10 protein-coding genes are annotated in these 20,681 nt (G+C 70.2%); 4 read left to right on the forward strand and 6 right to left on the reverse strand.

Features of this window, described 5'->3' with window-relative positions; genetic code table 11:
- Window positions 1-37: 37 nt before the first annotated feature.
- Together CCN39_RS19490 and CCN39_RS19495 are read right to left on the reverse strand one after the other, a co-directional pair.
- A complete protein-coding gene (locus CCN39_RS19490; protein ID WP_086843969.1) occupies window positions 38-2,209 on the reverse strand; it encodes a 3-hydroxyacyl-CoA dehydrogenase NAD-binding domain-containing protein in 2,172 nt (723 codons plus the stop codon).
- Window positions 2,210-2,217: 8 nt separating this feature from the next.
- The gene (locus tag CCN39_RS19495) at window positions 2,218-3,429 is read right to left on the reverse strand and encodes an acetyl-CoA C-acetyltransferase (protein ID WP_086843971.1); all 1,212 of its coding nucleotides are present in this window, start codon (window positions 3,427-3,429) and stop codon (window positions 2,218-2,220) included.
- A gap of 149 nt (window positions 3,430-3,578) precedes the next feature.
- Here CCN39_RS19495 and CCN39_RS19500 point away from each other — a divergent pair, with 149 nt between their 5' ends.
- From CCN39_RS19500 to CCN39_RS19510, 3 genes are all read left to right on the forward strand, one after another.
- Entirely contained in the window at window positions 3,579-4,760 is a 1,182-nt protein-coding gene (locus tag CCN39_RS19500) for a TetR/AcrR family transcriptional regulator (RefSeq protein ID WP_086843973.1), read from the forward strand.
- 273 nt (window positions 4,761-5,033) lie between these two features.
- On the forward strand, window positions 5,034-5,228 hold the full coding sequence (locus CCN39_RS19505; RefSeq protein ID WP_086843975.1) for a hypothetical protein: 195 nt from the start codon (window positions 5,034-5,036) through the stop codon (window positions 5,226-5,228).
- 31 nt (window positions 5,229-5,259) lie between these two features.
- Complete coding sequence (locus CCN39_RS19510) at window positions 5,260-7,038, forward strand: HEXXH motif domain-containing protein (RefSeq protein ID WP_086843978.1); 1,779 nt, start codon at window positions 5,260-5,262, stop codon at window positions 7,036-7,038.
- A 5-nt stretch (window positions 7,039-7,043) separates the two neighbouring features.
- Here CCN39_RS19510 and fxsT (CCN39_RS19515) read toward each other — a convergent pair whose 3' ends face one another.
- Genes fxsT (CCN39_RS19515) through CCN39_RS19525 form a run of 3 tightly spaced genes read right to left on the reverse strand, consistent with a single transcriptional unit; the run spans window position 7,044 to window position 13,870 of the window.
- Entirely contained in the window at window positions 7,044-11,306 is a 4,263-nt protein-coding gene (fxsT, locus tag CCN39_RS19515; RefSeq protein WP_086843980.1) for an FxSxx-COOH system tetratricopeptide repeat protein, read from the reverse strand.
- Window position 11,307: 1 nt separating this feature from the next.
- The gene (locus CCN39_RS19520) at window positions 11,308-12,363 is read right to left on the reverse strand and encodes an AAA family ATPase (RefSeq protein WP_086843986.1); all 1,056 of its coding nucleotides are present in this window, start codon (window positions 12,361-12,363) and stop codon (window positions 11,308-11,310) included.
- Window positions 12,341-13,870, reverse strand: a complete 1,530-nt coding sequence (locus CCN39_RS19525; RefSeq protein ID WP_244210869.1) for a VMAP-C domain-containing protein — start codon at window positions 13,868-13,870, stop codon at window positions 12,341-12,343. The genes CCN39_RS19520 and CCN39_RS19525 overlap by 23 nt, the downstream gene beginning before the upstream one ends.
- Before the next feature lie 272 nt (window positions 13,871-14,142).
- Here CCN39_RS19525 and CCN39_RS19530 point away from each other — a divergent pair, with 272 nt between their 5' ends.
- Complete coding sequence (locus tag CCN39_RS19530; protein ID WP_086843982.1) at window positions 14,143-16,236, forward strand: HEXXH motif domain-containing protein; 2,094 nt, start codon at window positions 14,143-14,145, stop codon at window positions 16,234-16,236.
- Between the two features lie 21 nt (window positions 16,237-16,257).
- Here CCN39_RS19530 and fxsT (CCN39_RS19535) read toward each other — a convergent pair whose 3' ends face one another.
- A complete protein-coding gene (fxsT, locus tag CCN39_RS19535; RefSeq protein ID WP_244210870.1) occupies window positions 16,258-20,655 on the reverse strand; it encodes an FxSxx-COOH system tetratricopeptide repeat protein in 4,398 nt (1,465 codons plus the stop codon).
- Window positions 20,656-20,681 lie beyond the last annotated feature (26 nt).

Raw genomic sequence — 20,681 nt, forward strand, 5'->3', positions numbered from 1 at the left:
CCACCGGAGTCCGGTGGCGGCCCTTGAACGTCAGCCGTTATTCGTAGATCTCGCCCTTGGCGGCCTTCTCCACCAGCGATGCCGGCGGCTCGAAGTGGTCGCCGTAGCGGGCCGCGAGCTCGCGGGACCGGTCGACGAAGCCCTGCAGGCCACCCTCGTACTGGTTGATGTACTGGATGACACCGCCGGTCCACGCCGGGAAGCCGATGCCGAAGATCGAGCCGATGTTGGCGTCGGCCACCGACGTCAGCACGCCCTCGTCGAAGCACTTGACCGTCTCGAGGGCCTCGGCGAAGAGCATCCGCTCCTTGAGGTCCTCGAACGGCACCTCGGCCGAACCCGACTTGAACGCGTCACGCAGCCCCGGCCACAGACCGGCGCGCTTGCCTTCCGAGTCGTACTCGTAGAAGCCCGCGCCCGTCGAGCGGCCCTTGCGGTCGAACTCCTCGACCATGCGGTCGATCACGCCCTCCGACGCGTGCGACTTCCACGTGCCACCCGCGGCCTCGATCGCCTCGCGGGTCTCCTTGCGGATCTTGCGCGGCAGGGTCAGCGTCAGCTCGTCCATCAGCTGCAGCGGCGGCGCCGGGTAACCGGCCTGCGAACCGGCCTGCTCGATCGACGCCGGCTCGACGCCCTCGCCCAGCGCGGCGACGGCCTCGTTGAGGAACGTGCCGATCACGCGCGAGGTGAAGAAGCCGCGGCTGTCGTTGACGACGATCGGGGTCTTCTTGATCTGCAGCGTGTAGTCGAAGACCTTGGCCAGCGTCGCCGGCGACGTCTTCTCGCCGCAGATGATCTCGACCAGCGGCATCTTGTCCACCGGCGAGAAGAAGTGGATCCCGATGAAGTCCTCGGTGCGCTGCACGCCCTCGGCGAGGGTGGTGATCGGCAGCGTCGAGGTGTTGGAGCCCAGCACCGCGTCGGCGTTGACGACGCTCTCGATCTCGCCGAACACCTTGTGCTTCAGCTCGACGCTCTCGAAGACGGCCTCGATGACGAAGTCGACACCCGCGAAGTCGGCCGGGTCGGCGGTCGGCTTGATCTTCGCCAGCAGTGCGTCCGACTTCTCCTGCGTCGTCTTGCCGCGCGAGAGGGCCTTCTGCTCCAGCTTCTCCGCGTAGCCCTTGCCCTTCTCGGCCGCCTCGAGTGAGACGTCCTTGAGGACGACGTCGATGCCCGCCTTCGCCGAGACGTACGCGATCGCCGCGCCCATCATCCCGGCGCCGAGGACACCCACCTTCTTGGCGGTGTACTTCTCGAAGCCGTCCGGCCGCGAACCGCCGGAGTTGATGGTCTGCAGGTCGAAGAAGAACGCCTTCGTCATGTTCTTCGAGACCTGGCCGGTGGCGAGGTGGATGAAGTAGCGCGTCTCGATCTGGATCGCGGTGTCGAAGTCGACCTGCGCACCCTCGATCGCGGCGGCCAGGATCGCCCGCGGCGCCGGCATGTTCGCGCCCTTGATCTGCTTGCGCAGGTTGGCCGGGAACGCCGGGAGGTTGGCCGCGAAGCTCGGGTTCGACGGGGTGCCGCCGGGGATCTTGTAGCCCTTGACGTCCCACGGCTGCACGCCGCCCTCGGGGTTCGCCTTGATCCACGCCTTCGCGGCGGGGACGAGCTCCTCGACCGTGCCGACGAGCTCGTGCACCAGGCCGAGCTCGAGCGCCTTGGCCGGCCGGTGCCGCTGGCCCTGGAGCAGGACGTTCAGCAGCGCGCTCTGGATGCCGAGCAGGCGCACGGTGCGGACCACGCCACCGCCGCCGGGCAGCAGGCCCAGCGTCACCTCGGGCAGGCCGATCTGGCTGCCCTTGACGTCGGCGGCGATGCGGTGGTGCGTCGCCAGCGCGATCTCCAGGCCACCGCCGAGCGCGGCGCCGTTGATCGCCGCGACGACCGGCTTGCCGAGCTGCTCGATGCGGCGCATCTGCCCCTTCATCAGGGTGCTGCCCTCGGTCAGCTCGACCGCGTGCTCGGGCTTGGCCTGGATGAGGTCGTTCAGGTCGCCGCCGGCGAAGAACGTCTTCTTGGCGGACGTGATGACGACGCCGGTGATGGAGTCCTTCTCGGCCTCCAGGCGGTCGACTGTGACGCCGAGCGACTCGCGGAAGTCGGCGTTCATCGTGTTCGCCGACTGCTTCGGGTCGTCCAGGGTCAGCGTGACGATGCCGTCAGCGTCCTGCTCCCAGCGGATGGTCTTGCTCTCGGCCATTGGAGTCCTCACACCCGCTCGATGATGGTCGCGACGCCCATGCCGCCGCCGATGCACAGGGTCACCAGGGCGCGGCGCGCCTGGCGGCGTTCCAGCTCGTCGACCACGGTGCCGACCAGCATCGCGCCGGTGGCGCCGAGCGGGTGGCCCATGGCGATCGCGCCGCCGTTGACGTTGACCTTCTCCTCGTCGAGGTGCAGGTCCTTGATCCACTTGAGCACGACGGACGCGAACGCCTCGTTGAGCTCCCACAGGTCGATGTCCTCGGGCTTGAGACCCGCGGTCTTCAGGACCTTTTCGGTGGCCGGCGTGGGGCCGGTGAGCATGATCGTCGGCTCGGAGCCGATCGACGCGGTCGCCACGATCCGGGCGCGCGGGGTCAGCCCGAAGGTCTTGCCGATCTGCTCGGAGCCGACCAGGACCAGCGCGGCGCCGTCGACGATGCCGGAGGAGTTGCCGCCGGTGTGGACGTGGTTGATCTTCTCGACCGAGTGGTACTTCTGCAGCGCCACGGCGTCGAAGCCGCCCAGCTCGCCGATACCGGCGAAGGCGGGCTTGAGCTTGCCGAGGCCCTCGACGGTGGAGCCGGGACGGCGGTGCTCGTCGTGGTCCAGCACGGTGACGCCGTTGATGTCCTTGACCGGCACCACGGACTTGGCGAAGTAGCCGCCGGACCAGGCCGCCTCGGCGCGCTCCTGCGAGCGGACGGCCCAGCGGTCGACGTCCTCGCGGGAGAAGCCCTCGATGGTCGCGATCAGGTCGGCGCCGGTGCCCTGCGGGACGATGTAGTTGTCGTAGGCGGTGGCGGGGTCCATGAACAGCGCGCCGCCGTCGGAGCCCATCGGCACGCGCGACATCGACTCGACACCACCGGCGATGACCAGGTTGTCCCAGCCGGAGCGCACCTTCTGCGCGGCGGTGTTGGTGGCCTCGAGGCCGGAGGCGCAGAAGCGGTTGAGCTGCACGCCGGCGACGGTCTCGGGCAGGCCCGCGTTCAGCGCGGCGGTGCGCGCGATGACGGCGCCCTGCTCGCCGACCGGGGAGACGACGCCGAGGACGATGTCGTCGATCACGGCGGGGTCGAGGTTCGGGTGGCGGACCTTCAGTTCGTTGATCAGGCCGACCACCAGGTCGACCGGCTTGGTGCCGTGCAGGGCACCGCCCTTGTTCTTGCCGCGAGGCGTGCGGATCGCCTCGTAGATGTAGGCCTCGCTACTCACAGAACAACTCCTCGCGAGCGTGTGGGACGTCTTCGTACCGCGGCCGACTATACCGGCCAGTAGGGCTAATGACCATTAACATATCGCCGGATAACCCCAAGGTGTCAATGGGTTGCAGGTGTGCCGTTAGCCGCTATCGTTCACTCACCATGACCGACTCTGTGCGTAGTGCGCGCCCCCGCGACCGCAAGGCCCAGCTGGCCGCGGTGGCGGCGGAGCTGTTCCGCGCCCGCGGCTTCCCCGGAGTCGGCATCAAGGACATCGCGGACGCGGCGGGCGTCACCGGCCCGGCGCTGTACCGGCACTTCGCGGACAAGCAGGCGATCCTGGCGTACGTGGTCCTGAGCGGCTTCGAAGACTTGGAAGCGGCGACGGCGGAGGCACTGTCGGACACGGTTCCGGCGTCTGACCAGCTGGAATCCTTGCTGGGCCGGCTCGCCACCCAGGCGGTCGAGCGCCGCGAGATCGCGGCGCTGTGGCGCTGGGAGGGCAGGCACCTGCCCAAGGAGGACCAGCGCGAGATCGCCCGCCGGTCGATGCTGGCGCTGGCGGCGTGGTCGAAGGCCCTGCAGGTCCGCCGCCCCGAACTGCCGTCGGCGGACGCCGAGCTCCTGTGCTGGGCGGCGCTGTCGGTGTTCGGCAGCGTGTCGGTCCACCACACGTCGGTGGCCCGCCGCCGCTTCGCCGCGCTGCTGGTCGAGCTGGCCCTCGATGTGCTGAACGCCACACTCCCGTCGCCGTCGTCTCCCCCGCCTTCAGTAGCTTCGAGCCTGGGCACCCCATCCCGCCGCGAACAGGTCCTGGCGGAGGCAACGACGTTGTTCGCCCAGCGAGGCTTCCACGACGTGAGCATGGAGGACATCGGAGCGGCGGCGGGCATAGCGGGCCCGAGCGTCTACCGCCACTTCCCCAGCAAGGCGGCCCTGATGGTGGCGATCGGCCACCGAGCGGCGGACAGACTGGCGCTGGCGGCGGAGCGGGCCCTCCAGGCACCGGACGAACGCTCGGCCCTGCGCCGCCTGGCGGCGTCGTACGTCGACACGATCCTGCACACGCCGGAGCTGCTGGTCTCGTTCTCGGCGGACCGGGTGACGATGCCGGACCGGGACAAGGCGGACCTGCTGCGGGTCCAGCGGGACTACGTGACCCAGTGGGTGACGCTGCTGTCGGCGGTGCGGCCGTCGCTGCCGCCGCGAGAAGCGAAGATCACGGTCCACGCGGCACTGACGATCGCCAACGACTTGGCCCGGACACGCCGCGTGGCATCGAGGCCACACTTCGAAGCCGAACTGACGACGCTGCTGCACACAGCCCTCGGCATCGCGAACTAGTCACAACCCAGCCGGGCATTGTCGCGACAAATCGACAATCGACCGGAATTGCGCCTCCCCCGGGTCGTACCCAAGCGCAACCAGGACATGACACAGCGTGTTTAATTCCGCGACATCGACCGAGTTCGATCATATGTTTGGCGAGTTTCGACATCCCGAGCCCCTGCTGCCAGGGCAAACGCTTAGCCAGGGTCACTCCAATGGAGCAGTGACTAGCGTGCTAAATTATGCTTCTTCCCGTCGTTTCAAAGTCACAGAAGAGGTAATATCGGCATGCGATCTCCGGATGGCAATGGACAACCGGGGATCAAATCCGAACTCCTCGATCTGAGCGCGATCTCGCTGTCCGAACTGCGCAGGCTGGACCCGGTCACGCTGCGCCGGTCGATCCGCCACGCCGTGGACCGGACCGCCCACATCCCGGTGACCGCGAGCGGCAGCAGCGGCAGCGCCAAACGCGTCGACTGACCACCGCTCCGAAAGGTTCTCCGTGCGCACGATGGACCGCGTCCCGGCCGAGCCGGGTGTGCACTCGACCGACTGGGACACCTTCGACCGGCTGGCCGTCGGCAGCGGCGGGATCGCCGCGGTGGACGTCCTGCGCACCGCGGATCGCAGCCGCCGCCTGCTCCTGCTGTGCGGACTGGCGGAACGAGCGACGACCGACCCGCGGCTGACCGGACCGCTGGCCGGTTCCGAGGCGGCCTGGGACCTCCTGGTCCGGGCCCAGGAGGCCGACTCCGACGCGCTGGAGCGGGTCCTCGCCCACCCGTACACCGGAAGCTGGGCGGGGTACACCACCCGCCTGGTCGAGCAGGACCTGACCGGGGAAGGCCCGCTCTGGGTGCACTACGGCTACCTGCACACGCTCGCCGCCACCGCGGCGATCCACGCCGGCCTCGACTTCACTGTCCGGGTGCCGGTTTGGGACGGCATCGTCGTGCTGCCGACGCTGGGAGCGGCCCGGCTGGCCGAAGACCGTGGCTTCACCACCGCCGAGGTACACGGGGAGGCCGGAGCCTTCACGATTCGCGGCGACCATTCGTCGGTCGCCCCCGGCCAGCCGGCTTGGAGCCCGCTGCGGACGTTCCGGTTCGAGGCCCGCGACCGCGTCATCGAATTGCGGCTCGACGACCTGGACCCGCATCGCGGGCTGTACCACCCGATCCCGCCGGCCCGGCTGCCGGAAACCGATGCGGCGAACTGGCGGAACCTGCTCGGCGAGGCCTGGGACCTGATCGCCGAGCACCTTCCCGAGTACGCCGAAGTCCTCCCCACCGGCCTGATGTCGATCGTGCCGGAGCCGGCCGTCCCGTTCCGGCTGCCCAGTGCATCGACGGGCGAGGCCTTCGGCAGCGCGGTCATCGCGACCCCGGACGAACCGGCGGCGCTGGCCGCGGCACTCGTCCACGAGTTCCAGCACGTCCGGCTGGGCGCTCTGCTCCAGCTCGTCCGGCTGCACGACGACGACCGCACCGAGCGGCTCTACGCGCCGTGGCGGGAAGACCCCCGGCCGCTCGGCGGGCTGGTGCACGGGATCTACGCGTTCTTCGGCGTCTCGGCTTTCTGGCGAGCGCTCGCCGGGGCCCGTCCTGACGACCTGCTGGCCGCGTTCGAATTCGCCCACTGGCGCATCCAGAGCTGGCGGACGCTCGAGGCGATCCGCGAAGACCCGGCCCTGACCGACGCGGGAAGGCGCTTTCTCGGCGAGCTCGCCGCCGTACTCGGCCCGTGGCAGGACGAACCGACGCTCGGCGAAGCGGCGCAGTGGGCGGAAACCCTGGCCGTCGACCACGATGCCGGCTGGCGGCTCCGCCACCTCCGCCCCGAGCCTGAGACAGTCGCCGGACTCGCGCAGGCCTGGCAGGACGGCCTACCGTGTCCGCCTTGGACGCCGGAAAGCCGGCTGGACACCGTTTCGGATGGCGAGTGGCCGAACGCCCGCGCCGATCTGGTCCGGATCCGGCTGGGCGAGAACGGCGAAACCCGGCTGTCGCAGTTGTGGTCGTCGGTCCCGGAGGCCTTGGAGGCCGATCGCTTGCTCGCCGACGGCCGGGTCGACGAAGCCCGGACGGCGTACGCCGCGGTCCTCGCGGCCGATCCGGACCACGCTCCGGCCTTGATCGGCCTGGCGCTGTCCCTCCCGGACCGACCGGCCAGGCAGGCCTTGCTCGCCACGCCCGAATTGGTTCGCGCGGTGCACCGGACACTGCGTGACGGGGGCGGTGCCCCCGCGATCGAAAAGCTGGCCGCCTGGATGGGCGAAGGGCCGTCCTGACCGGATCACAACGGCATCGGGTCGATGTCGCACTCCGCGCGCACCGCGTTTTCCGCGGCGGCGATGGCCGGGTGGCCGCGACGGAGCACCCGGCCGATCGCGCCGAGCACTTCCTGGTGCTGGCTGAACGCTTCCCGGATCCGGCCCAGGCGCTCGAGATCCAGGGCGCGGTTGAGCCTGGCCGCGAGCGTGATGGGATGGCTGTCGGGCAACGCCCTCCGCAGCCGCGCGAGGGTTTCGGTGTTGATCCGCAAGGAACGCTGCACATCGCCGAGCGCGTGCCAGTCATTCGCGGTGTTGATCGAGCACGCCAGCACGTGCGGATGCGCCGGGCCCAGCCGGTCCCGCAGCCCCGTCAGCACCTCCTCGTCGCGGCGCAGCGCCGCCGCCGGGTCCCCGAGCAAGCGCAATGTCACACCGATGTCCGCTTCGGCCACCAAGGTGTGCGGGTGCCGGTCACCCATGTTGACCCGGTACTGCGCCAGCACCTGCTCGCCGAGCTCGAGTGACGCCGCCAGCTCACCCGCGTTGCGCAGGTCGAGCGAGTGAGCCAGCGCGCAGGCCAGCGCATTGGGGTGATCCGGCCCGTACTTGCGCCGGAAGCGCTCGAGCGCGCTGCCGGACAGGCTGAGCGCGGCCTCGTGATAACCGTCCTTGCGCTGCGCCACCGCGAGGTGGTGGTCGCGGCGAATGACACCGTCGGCGTCCGATCCGAAGAGGCCGCGCACCCGTTCCACGACCTTCTGCTGTTCGATGCGCGCCCAGGAGGTGTCCCCGAGTTCCCGCCGGCAGATGATCATGATGTTGAGGGTGAGGATGGTTTCCCAGTTGTCGTAGCCGAGGACTTCGGACCGGCGCTCGTAGGTGTCTTCGCTGAGCCAGCGCGCCTGTTCGTACTCTCCCGCCAGCAGCAGCGACACGACCAGGTCGTGTGCCGCGGCCAGCGTGGACGGATCGTCGGCACCGAAGTGGAACCGGGCCTTCTCGTAGGTCCGCCGGTTGAGGTCCCGTGCCGCGAAGAAGTCACCGCTGGCCTTCAGCCCGAAGGCCACCAGGGTCTCCGCCCGCAGGGCCTGTTCCGAATCCGGCCCCACGGTTCGCTGGTAGAGCCGCAGCGTCCGACGGCACACCTCCGATGACGCCTCGTACCGGCCGAGCACCCACAGCATGCGCCCGAGCTGCTCCGACGCGGCCAGGGTCTGGGCGTCATCCTCGCCGTACCGGTCCGTCCAGGCGGTCGCGGCTTCTTCGGCCAGCGCCAGTGCCCCGGCGTGATCACCGGAGAAGTACAGGAACTTCATCAGGTTGAGCAGCAGTCGCCGGACCCACGGGTCGTCGCAGTCGATCAGGCGGGCGTACCGCAGGTGCGGCAGCACGAGCTGGTAGCGCGGCCACAGCGGGGCGGTCTCGGGGTCGTTCGGATCGAGGTTGGCCAGCAGCAGGGCAGCGCCGTGGCGCATCTCGGCGCGGGTCCGGTCGGACATCCTGGCCCGCAGCGCCTGTTGCGCGAGCCGGTGCAGGAGCAGCGTGCGGCTGCGGTGGTCCAGCTTCGCGAGCTGGCACCGGTTGATGTCCCTGAGCGCCCGGTCCAGCAGGTCGGGGTCCCGCATCGCGGTGTCCAGCTCCGGAGCGATCGACACGCCCCGCACCCCGGCGAACAGGCTGCGGGAGATCGGCTCGGCGGCGAAGAACGCACAGACCTGCAGCAGCTGGTGCGCGGCCGGATTGCGGGTTGCGATGCCGTCGAAGGAGACGTTCCAAGCAGCCGTCGCGGAAATCTCGTCGTCCGACGGTCGCGGAGACGCCGAGAGGATCTCGGCCACCTTTTCGTCCAGCAGCCGGGTGTACTCGGCGACCGGGATGCCGGTTTCGGCGCGCCAGGCCGCCGCCTGCGCCAGCGCGATCGGCAGGTCGCCCAGCTTTCGCGCGAGCGCGTCGGAGTCCGCGTCCGCGACCGCGGGGTCCCGGTGGCGCAGGAGTTCGATGCTCTCCGCCCGGGCGAACCGGCCCACCGCGATCGACTCCGCGGGAAAGCCGTCGGGAGCGCTGTCCCGCGCGGTGACCAGCGTCCGGCCCGGCCCGTCGGCCGGCAGGAAGGGCAGAAGGGACTCGGGGTGGTCGGCCGCGTCGAAGACGAGCAGCCAGCGGCGGTAGGGCTTGCCCGCACGAAGCGCGGCCAAGGCGGCCGGCACCGCGGTGAGCGCCTCTTCGGCGCCCGGCAACCGCAGCTGCCGGGCGAGTTCCGTCAGGGAGGCGCGGATCTGGGACTCCTGGGGCGCGCTGACCCACCAGACGAGATCGTGGTCGCGCAACTGCCGGTAGATGTACTCGACGGCGATCTGGGTCTTGCCGAGGCCACCCGGCCCGTGGAGGATCGCGCAGCCCGCCGACCGCAGGCTCGCCGCGAGGCGGTCGAGCAGTTCTCGACGGCCGACGAACTCCGGGTTGCGCGCCGGAACCGCGCCCCAGACGACCGGCGCGTCGGTGGTGATCCGCCGGACCCGGCGCAGGGAGGTGGCCGCTTCTTCGCGGACGTCGGCGACCAGCCGCTCCGCCGCGAGGCCCGGGTCGGCCGTCGCGGGCGGGGCTGTGCCGTCCTCCGCGACGACGTCCCGTCCCTCCTCCGTGGCGGCGAGCTCGTGTTCCCGCTCCTGCAAGCGTTCTGCTCGCCAGGCGTACGGGCCCGAGAGCGCGCGCATGACGACCCGCTCGAGCGAGACGTCCGCCGCGTCGTCGGGCAGGGCGGCGCGGTCGGGGTCGGCGAGCGCGTCGGCGATCTTCAGCAACACCGGGTGCCGCTCGCCGAAGCGCTGTCCGGTCGCGGCGACCACTCGCACGGTTTCCGCCCGTCGTCCGGCCGCCAGCAGGGCCTCGCGGACCGGGATCGGGAACTCGAACACGGCGTCGTCCTCGACGGTGTTCCCCTTCTCCGGCGGGGAAAGGAGGCCGCTGGTGAACACCTCGGCGAGGTGGGCCGTCCCCGCTTCGGGGACGAGTTCCGCCCGGACGAACCGGGCGATCGGCAGGCTGACCGGGACAGCGGCCAGCAGCGTCGCGAGGCGGAACGCGGGCGGTGTGGCCGCACCGACGAACCGCCGGACCCGCTCCTCGGCCGACAGGGGCACGGCGGCCTCGTCGTCCACCGGCTCGGGCAGCGGCTGGTCGCGGGCCAGCAGCACCGTGCCCGGCACCGCCTCGGTGACCGTGCGCGAAACGAAGCGCACCCACCAGCTGAACCACCGGCCCTCCAGCTCGAGCACCGGGACGGGCACCGCGCCGGAGACCGCCTTTTCCGGATCCGCCATGGTCATCCAGGCGTCCGGCAGCTCGAACCCGTAACGGCGGTTCGGCCGGAACGCGCCGGGCGAAGCCAGCAAGGCCCGGTGCAGCAGCAGACCGCCCTTCTTCCACATGTACTGGGGCAGCAGGTGCACCAACGCGACCGGCATGCCCCGGCTCCACTGCGCGAGCAGCGGCGACACGAGATCGCGCCGCCACGCTTCGCCGACGCCGTCGGTGAGGACCAGCATGAGCCGGTCGCCGTACCAGCCGAGGAGTTCGGCCGCGCTGTGCTGCGGCGCGTCCGGCGTGCCGCCGCGCAGCACCGGTGAGAGGGAGCCGTCCGTCGCGCGGGCTTCCGTTTCGAGGTACCGGATCCGGACCGTCCGGAACGCTCCGAGCTGTTGCACCAGTTTCAGGAACGCCGTGACTTCGGACTGCCACAGGGCCATCGACGCGCCCGCGTCGACCACCACCGTCAGGTCGAGGACCCGGGTCGTCGGGGCGGGCTTCAGCACGGGCAGCCAGAGGCCGTCCTGCGCGGCCTGCTCGGCGGTCGATTCTTCGTCCAGCTGGAGGTCGTCTTCCCGCGTGGAGGGGCGCAGTTGCTTCAACGGCCGGAGGGACCGCAGGATGTCCGGGCCACCCGGCATGGTCCCCGGTTTCGGGGTCCGGCCGTTGGACGGCGTCCCCTGGCGGCCACCCTCGTGGACGTCCCGCGTGAACCCGCCGACCACGTGATGCCGTTGCCGCCTGGCCACCGGTTCCGGCCCCGCGACCGGCCGCCGGCCCTCCCCGGGGTCCGGCTCACCGACCGGGGGTGGCGGCAGCTCGGGTGCCGGATCCGGCGCCGGGGGTTCCGGTTGCGGCTCATCGTCCGGTTGCGCCGACGGCCGGCGGAGTGCCGCCGCCAGCCAGACCGCGTCGGCGACCTCGCTCCACGACAACGGCTCGCTCCCGACCCGGATCTCCCGCGGCTTCTCGGCCATCTCACGGCACCACGGAATTCAGCTGCCGCCACAGCGCGTCCACCAGCCGCGGCCAGGAATCGCCTTCGTCGTGGTACGCCCCCGAAGTCGCCAGGTAGACCGCCTCGAGGAGTTTGTCGACCGGCAGCCCTCCGAACGCCTCGCTCCGGCTGACGAACTCCTCGATGATGCGGGACCGGTGGACGTCACCCGGATCGAGGGCGTGTGCCGCCACCATGGCCGCCAGCTGCTCGATGTCGGGGTCCTGGATTTCGAGCCGCAGGCACCGGCGGAGGAAGGCCGGCGGGAAGTCGCGGTCGCCGTTGCTGGTGATCACCACGAACGGGAAGGCCACGCACCGGACCCGGCCGTCCACGACCGTCGCCGTCAGGTCGGGGTCGGCCGTGAAGACCTCGACCTCACGGCTGCGGCTGCGCATCCGCACCAGTTCGGGGATCGCGAACTCGCCGTCCTCGAACAGGCTGAGCAGGTCGTTCGGCAGATCGGCTTCGCTCTTGTCGAGCTCGTCGATGAGCAGGACGCGGGGCAGCCGGCGGGGCAGGAAGACCGTGCCGAGTTCGCCGAGCCGGAGGTACTCGCCGATCGGCGGCTCGTGGTCGCCGTCCCGAACGGCCGAACGAGTGCCGGCCGCCTGGGCCCGGCCGATCGCGTCGTAGGTGTACAGACCGGCTCTCAGCGTGGTGTGGGACGTGATCGGCCACCGGAGCACCCGGCCCAGCCCGAGCTCGCGGGCGACCCGGTACGCGAGGCTCGACTTGCCGCTGCCGGGTCTGCCGGTCACCAGCAACGGCCGCCGCAGGTACAGCGCCGCGTTGACCATGTCGATCTCGTGCGTGTCGACGTGCCGGGCGATCAGCCGGTGTTCCGACCCCAGCCGCCGGGCCGCCTCACCCTCGTCGGGCGGCACGACGTCCTCGTCCGGCAACGGTCCGCCGTCGAACGCGCGCCAGGGTGGCGCGGGTGGGAGCAGATCGGCGAGCGTGGCACCGTCGAGCGGCCGGCCGGTCCCGCGGTAGATCCACCAGTCCGGCCGTTCAGGACGCTTTTCCCCGTTCATCCGCATTCTCCCGAGTCACATCCGACAGGTAAGGGCCATCGTCGAGAAAGATCAGCCTGCTCGGGTCGTCCCACAGGATCACCAGGTCGCCGGCCACCCGCAGGTCGACGGGAATCGTCACCTCGCGGAACGCCGCCCGCCGGGAATCCTGGGTGCGCACGGGAAGATCGCCGAGCCCGCCGCCGTCGACGAGCCAGGCGACGAGTTCACGCACCACTTCGGCAGGCGCGTGGGGGTGCCACAGCAGCGCCGGGATCCCCGTCCGCAACCCCGTCGCCAGCTCGTCCTCCCCGGGACGCGGCCGCACCGGCGGCGGTTCGGCGAGCACCATCACCAGCCACCGCCCGTCGCTGAGGGTGGCGTCGAGCCGATGGCGCTTCGCGGTGTCCTGTGGCCGGCAGTAGTACACCCGTTCGGCGGAGGGGTCGCCGAGCATCGCTTCCCACCGGATCCGCCACGCGCGGTGCCACTGCCGGGAGAACATCCGCTCCAGCGAGCGGATGACGATCGGGTAATCGAGGGAAAGCGGCCGGGGATCACCGGTTTCGTGTTCCTTGCACCACCGGTGCACCGGGAGGTTGACCAGCGCCCGCGGCAGGATGAATTCGAGCGCCACTTCCTCGCGGTATTCGGCCCAGGCACGCTCGGCGTCGACGACCAGCCGGTCGACGTGGTGCTCGAGGTCCACCCCCTGGACCGTGGCCATCCCGCCGCGGGCGGGCGGCCACTCCCGCGGATCTTCCTGCCGCCAATGGGAAACGACGTGCCGGTCGGGGTCGATGCCGTCCACTTCCACCATGATCACCAGGTGCAGGCGCAGCCCGTCGGCGGCGCCGGGCTTGTGTTCGGCGCGCAGTTCGTGCAGCCGGGCCTCCCCCTGGACCCGCCGGGCCTGCCAGGTGTTCCACTCCCGCAGTGCGTCGCCGAGCGCCCGCGGGCATTCGGCGGCGACGAGTTCGACGAAGGTCAGCGCGGGCGGCAGTCCGTGCGCGGGCGTGTTGAGCTCGGTCAGCAGGCAGAACGCCTCCCAGGCGTCCCCCGGTTCGCCGGCCGGGCAGACCGCGGGGCTCGCGGACCGGCGGAGGAGCGCGCCCAGCCTCGGCGGGGCGACCCCGGCCAGCGTCGAACGCAGCCACAGCAGTTCGGAATCCGGCAGCAGGTCGTGCATCCGCGGTTCGTGCACGAGCCGGTGCAGGAGCTCCGCTTCCGGAGAGCCCGGCCGCAGCATGCGGACGGCCTGGTCGAGCGCGTGCATCCCGCCTTCCGCGCGGGCGCAGGCGTTGACGACGTCGATCAGCTGGTCCCGTCCGGTCGCGTGTTCGGAGAGGGCCAGCGGGAAACCGAGGTTGTCGTGGATCAGATCCACCAGCAGTGACCGGCTCGGCCGGTCCGCGGCCAGCCCGGCTTTGGCGAGGAGATTGACGATCGCCTCCCGGACCGCGACGCGAACCGTCGACGGGGTGTGCAGCTCACGGCTCGGTCCGTAAGTTCGTTCTCCGGCCGACACTGGACGAACCACCTCCCGCCCGGCAGCCCGGGAACGGTGATTTTACCCATCGACCGGAGGCATAGGAGTGGGCAAAAGATGGACAGCTGAGTCGATTCTTCCGCGTGCGGTACGCGCGGCGAAGGCCGGTTTCTTCGGCGAAATCCGGTGCATCTTCGCGTGCAGCCGACCGGGTTCATGATCCCTTGTGCCTCCCGGCCCGCGGTGGCAAGCGGTCCGGTTCACGTCACCTGAACGGCGCACTGCGTCCGTCCCTGTCGCAACCGCCCGCCATGCGGAATAATGCAAAGCGGGCCGACGGGGTCCGTTCTCCCTGCGAGAAGGGAAAGCGTGATGCAGGCAGCTCGTTCCGGCGCAGAAGACGGAATCGAATCGGAACTCGTGGACCTCGGAGGCGTTTCGCTCAGCAGGCTGCGCACACTGGAGGGCGGCGAAATGCGCAGGGCGGTACGACATGCGGTGGAACGCGTCGCCCACATCCAGGTGACCGCGAGTGGAAGCGGCAGCGCGAAACGGGTCGATTGATCGTGGAGTCGGCGGAATCCCCGCACCTCACCACGGAACTGAGCCGACACCAGTTGCTGTGGACGGATTTCGACGCGGTCGCACGGAGTGACAGCACGCCGGGGGTGCTGCGCAGGCTGCGAGCGGCGGAGCGAAGCCGTCGACTGCTGCTGCTGCGCGGCCTCGTCGAAGTGGCCACGAAATCGGAAGACCTGTACCGCCCGCTGCCCTCACCGGAAACGGCATGGGAACTGCTGGCCAGGGTGGAACGGGCGGCGCCGAACGAGCTCGAGGCGATTCTTTCCCACCCGTACACCGGAACCTGGGCCGGCTACACGACCCGGCTCTACCGGCACGACGTGACCGGTACCTGTCCGTTCTGGGTTCACCTCGGGTACGTGCACTGCCTCGCCGCAGCTGCCGCCATTCGCGCCGGCATCCCCTTCGAGGCGGAACTGCCGGTGTGGCGCGGGGCCGCCGTCCTGCCGACGCTCGGGCTGGCACACCTGCAGGCCGAGGCTCCGTTTTCCGTCGCCACCATCCGGAGCGCACACGGCGTCGTGGCAGTTCGCGGCCGGCACTCGGTGGTCCACCTGCCCGCACGCCCGTCCGCCGACGCACCGGGATGGTCCGGGATCCGGGAAACGGTTCTGTGGGCCGGTGACCGGCGGCTCGCGGTCCGGCTCGACGACGTGGATCCGTACCGCGGGCTGTACGAGCCGATTCCGCCGGAGCGGTTGCGCCCGGTCGAAGTCGAATCGTGGCGAACGGTGCTCGACGGCGCTTGGCGGCTGCTCGGCCGGCACCTGCCCGCCATCGCGGAGGTTCTCCCGGTCGGCCTGGATTCGATCGTGCCGGCGCCGGCGGTTCCGTTCCGGCTGCCCAGTGCGTCGACCGGAGAAGCCTTCGGCAGCGCGATCGTCGCCTACGGCGACGATCCGGCCACGCTCGCGGCCGCACTCGTGCACGAATTCCAGCACATCCAGCTCGGCGGTCTGCTCCACCTCGCGGGGATCAGCGAGGATGATCCGCGGGAAAGACTGTACGCACCGTGGCGCCCCGACCCACGTCCGATCGGCGGTGTGCTTCATGGCATCTACGCCTTCTTCGGCGTGGCATCGTTCTGGCGGGCGCTGGCCGCGGCGGAACCGGACCACGACCTCGCCGCTTTCGAATTCGCCCTCTGGCGCGAACAGGTCTGGCGCACGCTCGCCACGGTGCGCACCGACGAGAGCGTTACCCCGGCAGGCCGCCGGTTCCTGGACGGTATCGCCGCAAGACTCCGGCCGTGGCAGACCGAACCGGTCACCGCGGGCCCCCGCAGGTGGGCGCGCTTTGCGACCGAAGACCACTATGCGGCCTGGCGGACCCGGCATTTGCGTCCCGACCCCGGCGTGGTTGCCGAACTCGCAGCGGACTGGCGGGAAGGGCTCTCCCGGCCCCGCTGTGCCGTGACCGGCCTGCCGGATCCCCGGGTGCCGACCCCGGTTCCGGACGGGGATTGGCAGGACGCTCGGACAGACCTGATCCGGCTTCGCCTGGGCCCTGACGGCACCACCCGGTTCGCCGAGCACGCCTCTTCAGTGCCGGGCGCGACGCAAGCAGACCTGCACTTCGTCGCCGGACGGCCGGTGGAAGCGGCGGCCGGGTACCGGCACCTGCTGGCAGTGGACCCGGATGACCCGTCGGCACTGGTCGGCCTGGGCCTCGCCCTCTCGGCGTGGAGCACCGGACCGGCGTCACGAGCACTGCTGCACCGCCCGGAACTCGTCCGGGCGGTGCATCGCCTGCTGCGCGACGAGCCGGGAACGGCACCGTCCGTGGAAGCGATCGCCGGCTGGCTGGGCCGGTTCACCCACTGAGCCACCCGGCCCGAGGCGGCTCTACAGCGGCATCGGGTCGATGTCGCAGTCCGCACGGACACCACGCGACGCCGACTCCGCACCCGGGTGGGCTTCACCTAGTATCAGCCGGTACCGCGTCAGCACGTCTTCGTACAGCGCATCCGCCTCCGCGGTTTGCCCCATGGCCCGCAAGTCCAGCGACCGGTTGAGTTGCACCGCCAGGGTCGTCGGGTGGTCTTCGCCCAGGACACGGCGGGCGCGGTCGAAGAGGTCGGCGTCGAGGGCCACCGCCTCGTCCACCCGGTCGAGCGCAAAGAGGTCGCTGGCCAGGTTGATTCCACAGACGATCGTGTGCGGGTGGTCCTCGCCGACCTTCTCGCTCAATCCGGCCAGCGCCTTCTCGTCGACCACGCGCGCACTGGCGGGATCGCCGCCGAGCCGCAGTGTCACCCCGAGGTCGAGCTGTGCCGACAGTGTGTGCGGATGGCTTTCCCCCAGGTTCTCCCGGTAGAGGTTGTACACCTCTTCGCCGAGCGCACGAGCTTCGGCGAACTCGCGCGCGTGCCGGAGGTCGATGGAGTGCCCGAGCGCGCAAGCCATCGCGTTCGGGTGGCTGTTGCCGTAGCGGATGCGGAACCTGCGCAGCGCCTCTCTCGACAGCTCGAGCGCGGTGTCGTGATCGCCGTCCTTGCGGCACGACACCGACTGGTAGTAGCGACGACGAAGGGTACCGACGCTGTCACTACCGTAGAGCTGCTCGGCACGCTCCGCGATGCGCTCCATCTCGATCTTGGCCCACGGGTAGTTCCCGAGTTCGCGGCGCGTGAGTACGAGCAGTACCTGCGTGGCGATCGTGTCGACGTTGTCGAAGCCGAAGATTTCGACTCGGCGGCTGTAGGTCTTCTCCGCCAGCTCGCGGGCTTCTTCGTACTCCCCGGTCAGCAGTAGCGCCACGACGAAATCGTGCGCCGTGGAGAGGGTGACCGGGTCGTCCTCGCCGTACAGACCACGTGCGTTGACGTAGATTTCCCCGTTGCGTCGCCTGGCTTCCGCGAAATCTCCCCGTGCCTTGAGGATCATCGCGTAGGTGAGCTGCGCGTTCAGCGTCTCTTCACGAGTCTTGCCGATCGCGTCGGTGTAGCGATCCAGTGTTTGCTTGGCGACCTTGGCTGCTTCGTCGTACCGGCCCACCACCCAGTAGAAGAATGCTACTCGCTCCGACGCACTCAGTTCCAGCAGCGGCGGGTCTTCGACCAGTTCCTCTCCCCGGACCAGTCGTTGCTCCCGATCGGACGTCCACGCCCTGACCGCCCGCTCGGCCAGCGAAAGTGCGCCCTCGTGATCACCCCAGCTGTAAAGGAACTTGCACAGGTTGATCACCAGCTGGCGCGCCCACGGATCGGTGCAGTCGGTCAGCTCGGCGTCGTAGATGTGCGGCAGGATCTCCTGGTAGCGCGTCCAGGTCGCCGGTGACGCAGGGTCACCCGGATCCATTTTCGCCAACAGCAGGTGCGCCCCGTGGCGCATTTCCGTCCGGTGCTGCTCGCTCATCCTCTCGCGCAAGACCAACTGGACCAATCGGTGCAGCAACAGGGTGTTGCTGCGATGGTCTATTTTCGCCAGGCTGTACCGGTTGATGTCGCGGATCGCGCGCCCCAGTCGCATGGGGTCGCGCAGGGCTGCGTCGAGCTCCGGAGCGATGGAAGCGTCGCGCACCCCGGTGAACAGGCTGCGCGAAATCGGCTCCGGCGCGAAGAAGGCGCAAACCTGGAGCAGCTGGTGAGCTGCCGGGCTGCGGGAGCTCAGCTCGTCGAACGAGACGTTCCACGCCGCGGCGACGGACACCTCGTAGTCGTTGGGCGCGGCCGTATCGAGGATTTCGGTGACCTTCTCTTCGAACAGGTCGAGATAGTCCCGCGCCGGCATCCCGGTCTCGGCCAGCCATGCCGCCGCTTGTTCGATGGCCAGCGGCAGGTCGCCGAGCTTCTCGGCGATGAGGTCCGCGTCGGCGTCGACGAGTTCGGAGCGGCGCAGGGCGAGCAGGTTCTTGCTCTCTTCACGCTGGAAGACGGCGACTTCCAACGGCCGCGCGATACCGGCCCAGGTCGGGTTGCGCGAGGTCACCAGGATCTGGCCCGGCCCGTCCACCGGGAAGAACTGCCGCACCATGGCCGGGTCCTCGGCCGAATCGAAGACGAGCAGCCAGCGCCGATAAGGGCGGCCCAGCCGAAGCGCCTCCTTGACCGCCGGAACAGCCGTGATGGCTTCGTCGCTGCCGGGCAATCGCAAATGCTGGGCGAGTTCGGTGAGGGACTTGCGGATCTGGGTCGGCTGGGTGGCTTGAATCCACCAGACTATGTCATAGTCCTTCAGGTGCCGGTAGACATATTCCACCGCCATCTGCGTCTTGCCGATACCTCCCATTCCGTGCAATGCCGCAGGCAGGACGGCTGTGGTACCGGCTCCGAGCCGCTCGGTCAATTGATCGAGCAGTTCACGCCTTCCGGTGAAATTGGGGTTCTTGGGCGGTACCGCACCCCAGACGGGTGGTGCTTCGTCACCGGAACGGCGTTCGCTTCGGCTGGCCACGTCGGCGATCTCCCGGACGATCTTCGTCCGCACAACCGGTGACACTTCGCCCACCGGTGGAGGTATATCGACATTCCTGGTGTCAGGCTGGACGACGGCTGCAGGTTCGCTCGAGGAACCCGTCGGCTTGAGTTCCTGCGACATCGTGTCACTCACCGCCGGGATCGTAGTGGGTGGATCACCGAGTTGACCAATGCTCGCTATTTTAGCCTCCAACCGGTCCGCCCGGGACAAATACGGACCGGATAGCGCACGCATAAGGTCACGTTCCAGGGCGATCTCCGCCGCCGTCGCCGCCGGCAACGCCGGATCGAGCGTGGCGTCGGGTGCCGCCAGGGCCGCCTGGAGCCGCGCCAGCACCGGATTCCGATCCCCGAACCGCCGCGACGCGCTGATCACGGCGTGGGCGGTGTCCGAGCGCCGCGCGCCCCGCAGCAGCAACTGGCGGACGTGGTCGGCGAACTCCCAGTTCGCGCGGTCCCACGGCGTCCCGTCCAGGGATCGCTTCAACAGCCCGCTGGTGAAGACCTCGGCGAGGTGTCCAGGACCGGAACCGGGGACCAGCTCCGCCTGCAACGTGCGGGCGACGCCGACGTCCACCGGCACCGCCGCCAGCAGCGTGGCCAGCCGGAACGCCGGCGGCGAAGCAGAACTATGAAAATGCCTCACTTTTTCGCGTGCGGACCGTTCCGGAGGCTGAGCCGCACCGGGGTCACCGAGCCGTGGCTGATCGCGCGCGAGCACCACCGCGGCTTTGCGGGCGACACCACCCACTCCGGTGACCATCGACGCCCACCAGCCGAGCCACCGGTCCTGCAGTTCCAGCACCGGCACCGGGACCGCCCCGGCGGTGAGTTCGGCCGCCTCGGCGGGATCCAGGAGGACGTCGGCCGACCGCACGCCGTAGCTGCCGTTGGGCCGCAACGGGCCGGGCGGGGTGAGCACCACCTGGTGGACTCCCAGCCCGCCGCGGGACCAGAGCCGCTGCGGCAGCAGGTGCACGATCGCGACCGGCATGGCCCGTCCCCAGCGGGCGAGCATCGGCGCCACCAGGTCACGGTGCCACGCGTCGCTGACGCCGTCGGTCAGGACGAGCAGGAGGCTCCGGTCGGAGGAGCCGATGACCTCGCCCGCCCCGCGCGCCGGGGCGTCGGCCGTGCCACCGCGCAGGGTGGGGCCGAGGACCTCGCCCCCCTCCGCGGCGCCGGTCTTGCCGGTTTCCAGCAGCCGGACCCGGACCGACCGGAACGCTCCCAGCCGTTCCAGCAGCCGGGCGAACGCGTTCACGGTCGGCGTCCACAGCGCCATCGACGGGGACGAATCGACGACGAGCGTCAGGTCGAGCCACCGGCCGCGGCGCCGCCTGGTGACCGGCAGCCACAGTCCGGTCTGCGCCGCTTCCTCCGCGGTGCGGTCTTCGTCGAGCTCGACGTCGTCCGCCTGCTTCGAGAAGACTTTCTTCTTGAACGGGCGGAGTGCGCGGACGAGCTCGGGCGCGCCGGGCAGCACCGGGGCCGTCGGCGCGCTCGTGAGGTCCGCGTCCCCAGGCGGCTCTCCGGCCCGCGGTGCGAGCGGACCGCCGTTGTCCGCCAGCTCGGCGAACGAAGGGCGGTCGGCCACCGGGGGTTCACGATCGGGTTCGCTCCCGCCCTCGGTCGAGGGAAAGGGGCGATCACGCGCAGAGGGCTCTCGCCGGTGCTCGGGAAGCGGGGCGGCCGGTCGTTCCGGAGGCCTCGGTGGCGGGGCGGGCGGGGTCGTGCCGATGGCCGCCATGAGCCACAGGCCGTCGCCGAGTTCGGTCCACGTCAGGTCGTGGTCGCCCGCAGTGGGGTCCGGCCGCTCCGGCATCTCACGGCACCTGCTGGCTGAGCTGC

Source organism: Amycolatopsis kentuckyensis (genome assembly GCF_002155975.1).
Lineage (GTDB): Bacteria > Actinomycetota > Actinomycetes > Mycobacteriales > Pseudonocardiaceae > Amycolatopsis > Amycolatopsis kentuckyensis.

Coding starts and splice junctions, on each gene's coding strand:
- CCN39_RS19500 (WP_086843973.1), top strand. CDS start 3,579: ATGACCGACTCTGTGCGTAGTGCGCGCCCCCGCGACCGCAAGGCCCAG.
- fxsT (WP_086843980.1), bottom strand. CDS start 11,306: ATGGCCGAGAAGCCGCGGGAGATCCGGGTCGGGAGCGAGCCGTTGTCG.
- CCN39_RS19520 (WP_086843986.1), bottom strand. CDS start 12,363: ATGAACGGGGAAAAGCGTCCTGAACGGCCGGACTGGTGGATCTACCGC.
- CCN39_RS19490 (WP_086843969.1), bottom strand. CDS start 2,209: ATGGCCGAGAGCAAGACCATCCGCTGGGAGCAGGACGCTGACGGCATC.
- CCN39_RS19505 (WP_086843975.1), top strand. CDS start 5,034: ATGCGATCTCCGGATGGCAATGGACAACCGGGGATCAAATCCGAACTC.
- CCN39_RS19530 (WP_086843982.1), top strand. CDS start 14,143: ATGCGGAATAATGCAAAGCGGGCCGACGGGGTCCGTTCTCCCTGCGAG.
- fxsT (WP_244210870.1), bottom strand. CDS start 20,655: ATGCCGGAGCGGCCGGACCCCACTGCGGGCGACCACGACCTGACGTGG.
- CCN39_RS19510 (WP_086843978.1), top strand. CDS start 5,260: ATGGACCGCGTCCCGGCCGAGCCGGGTGTGCACTCGACCGACTGGGAC.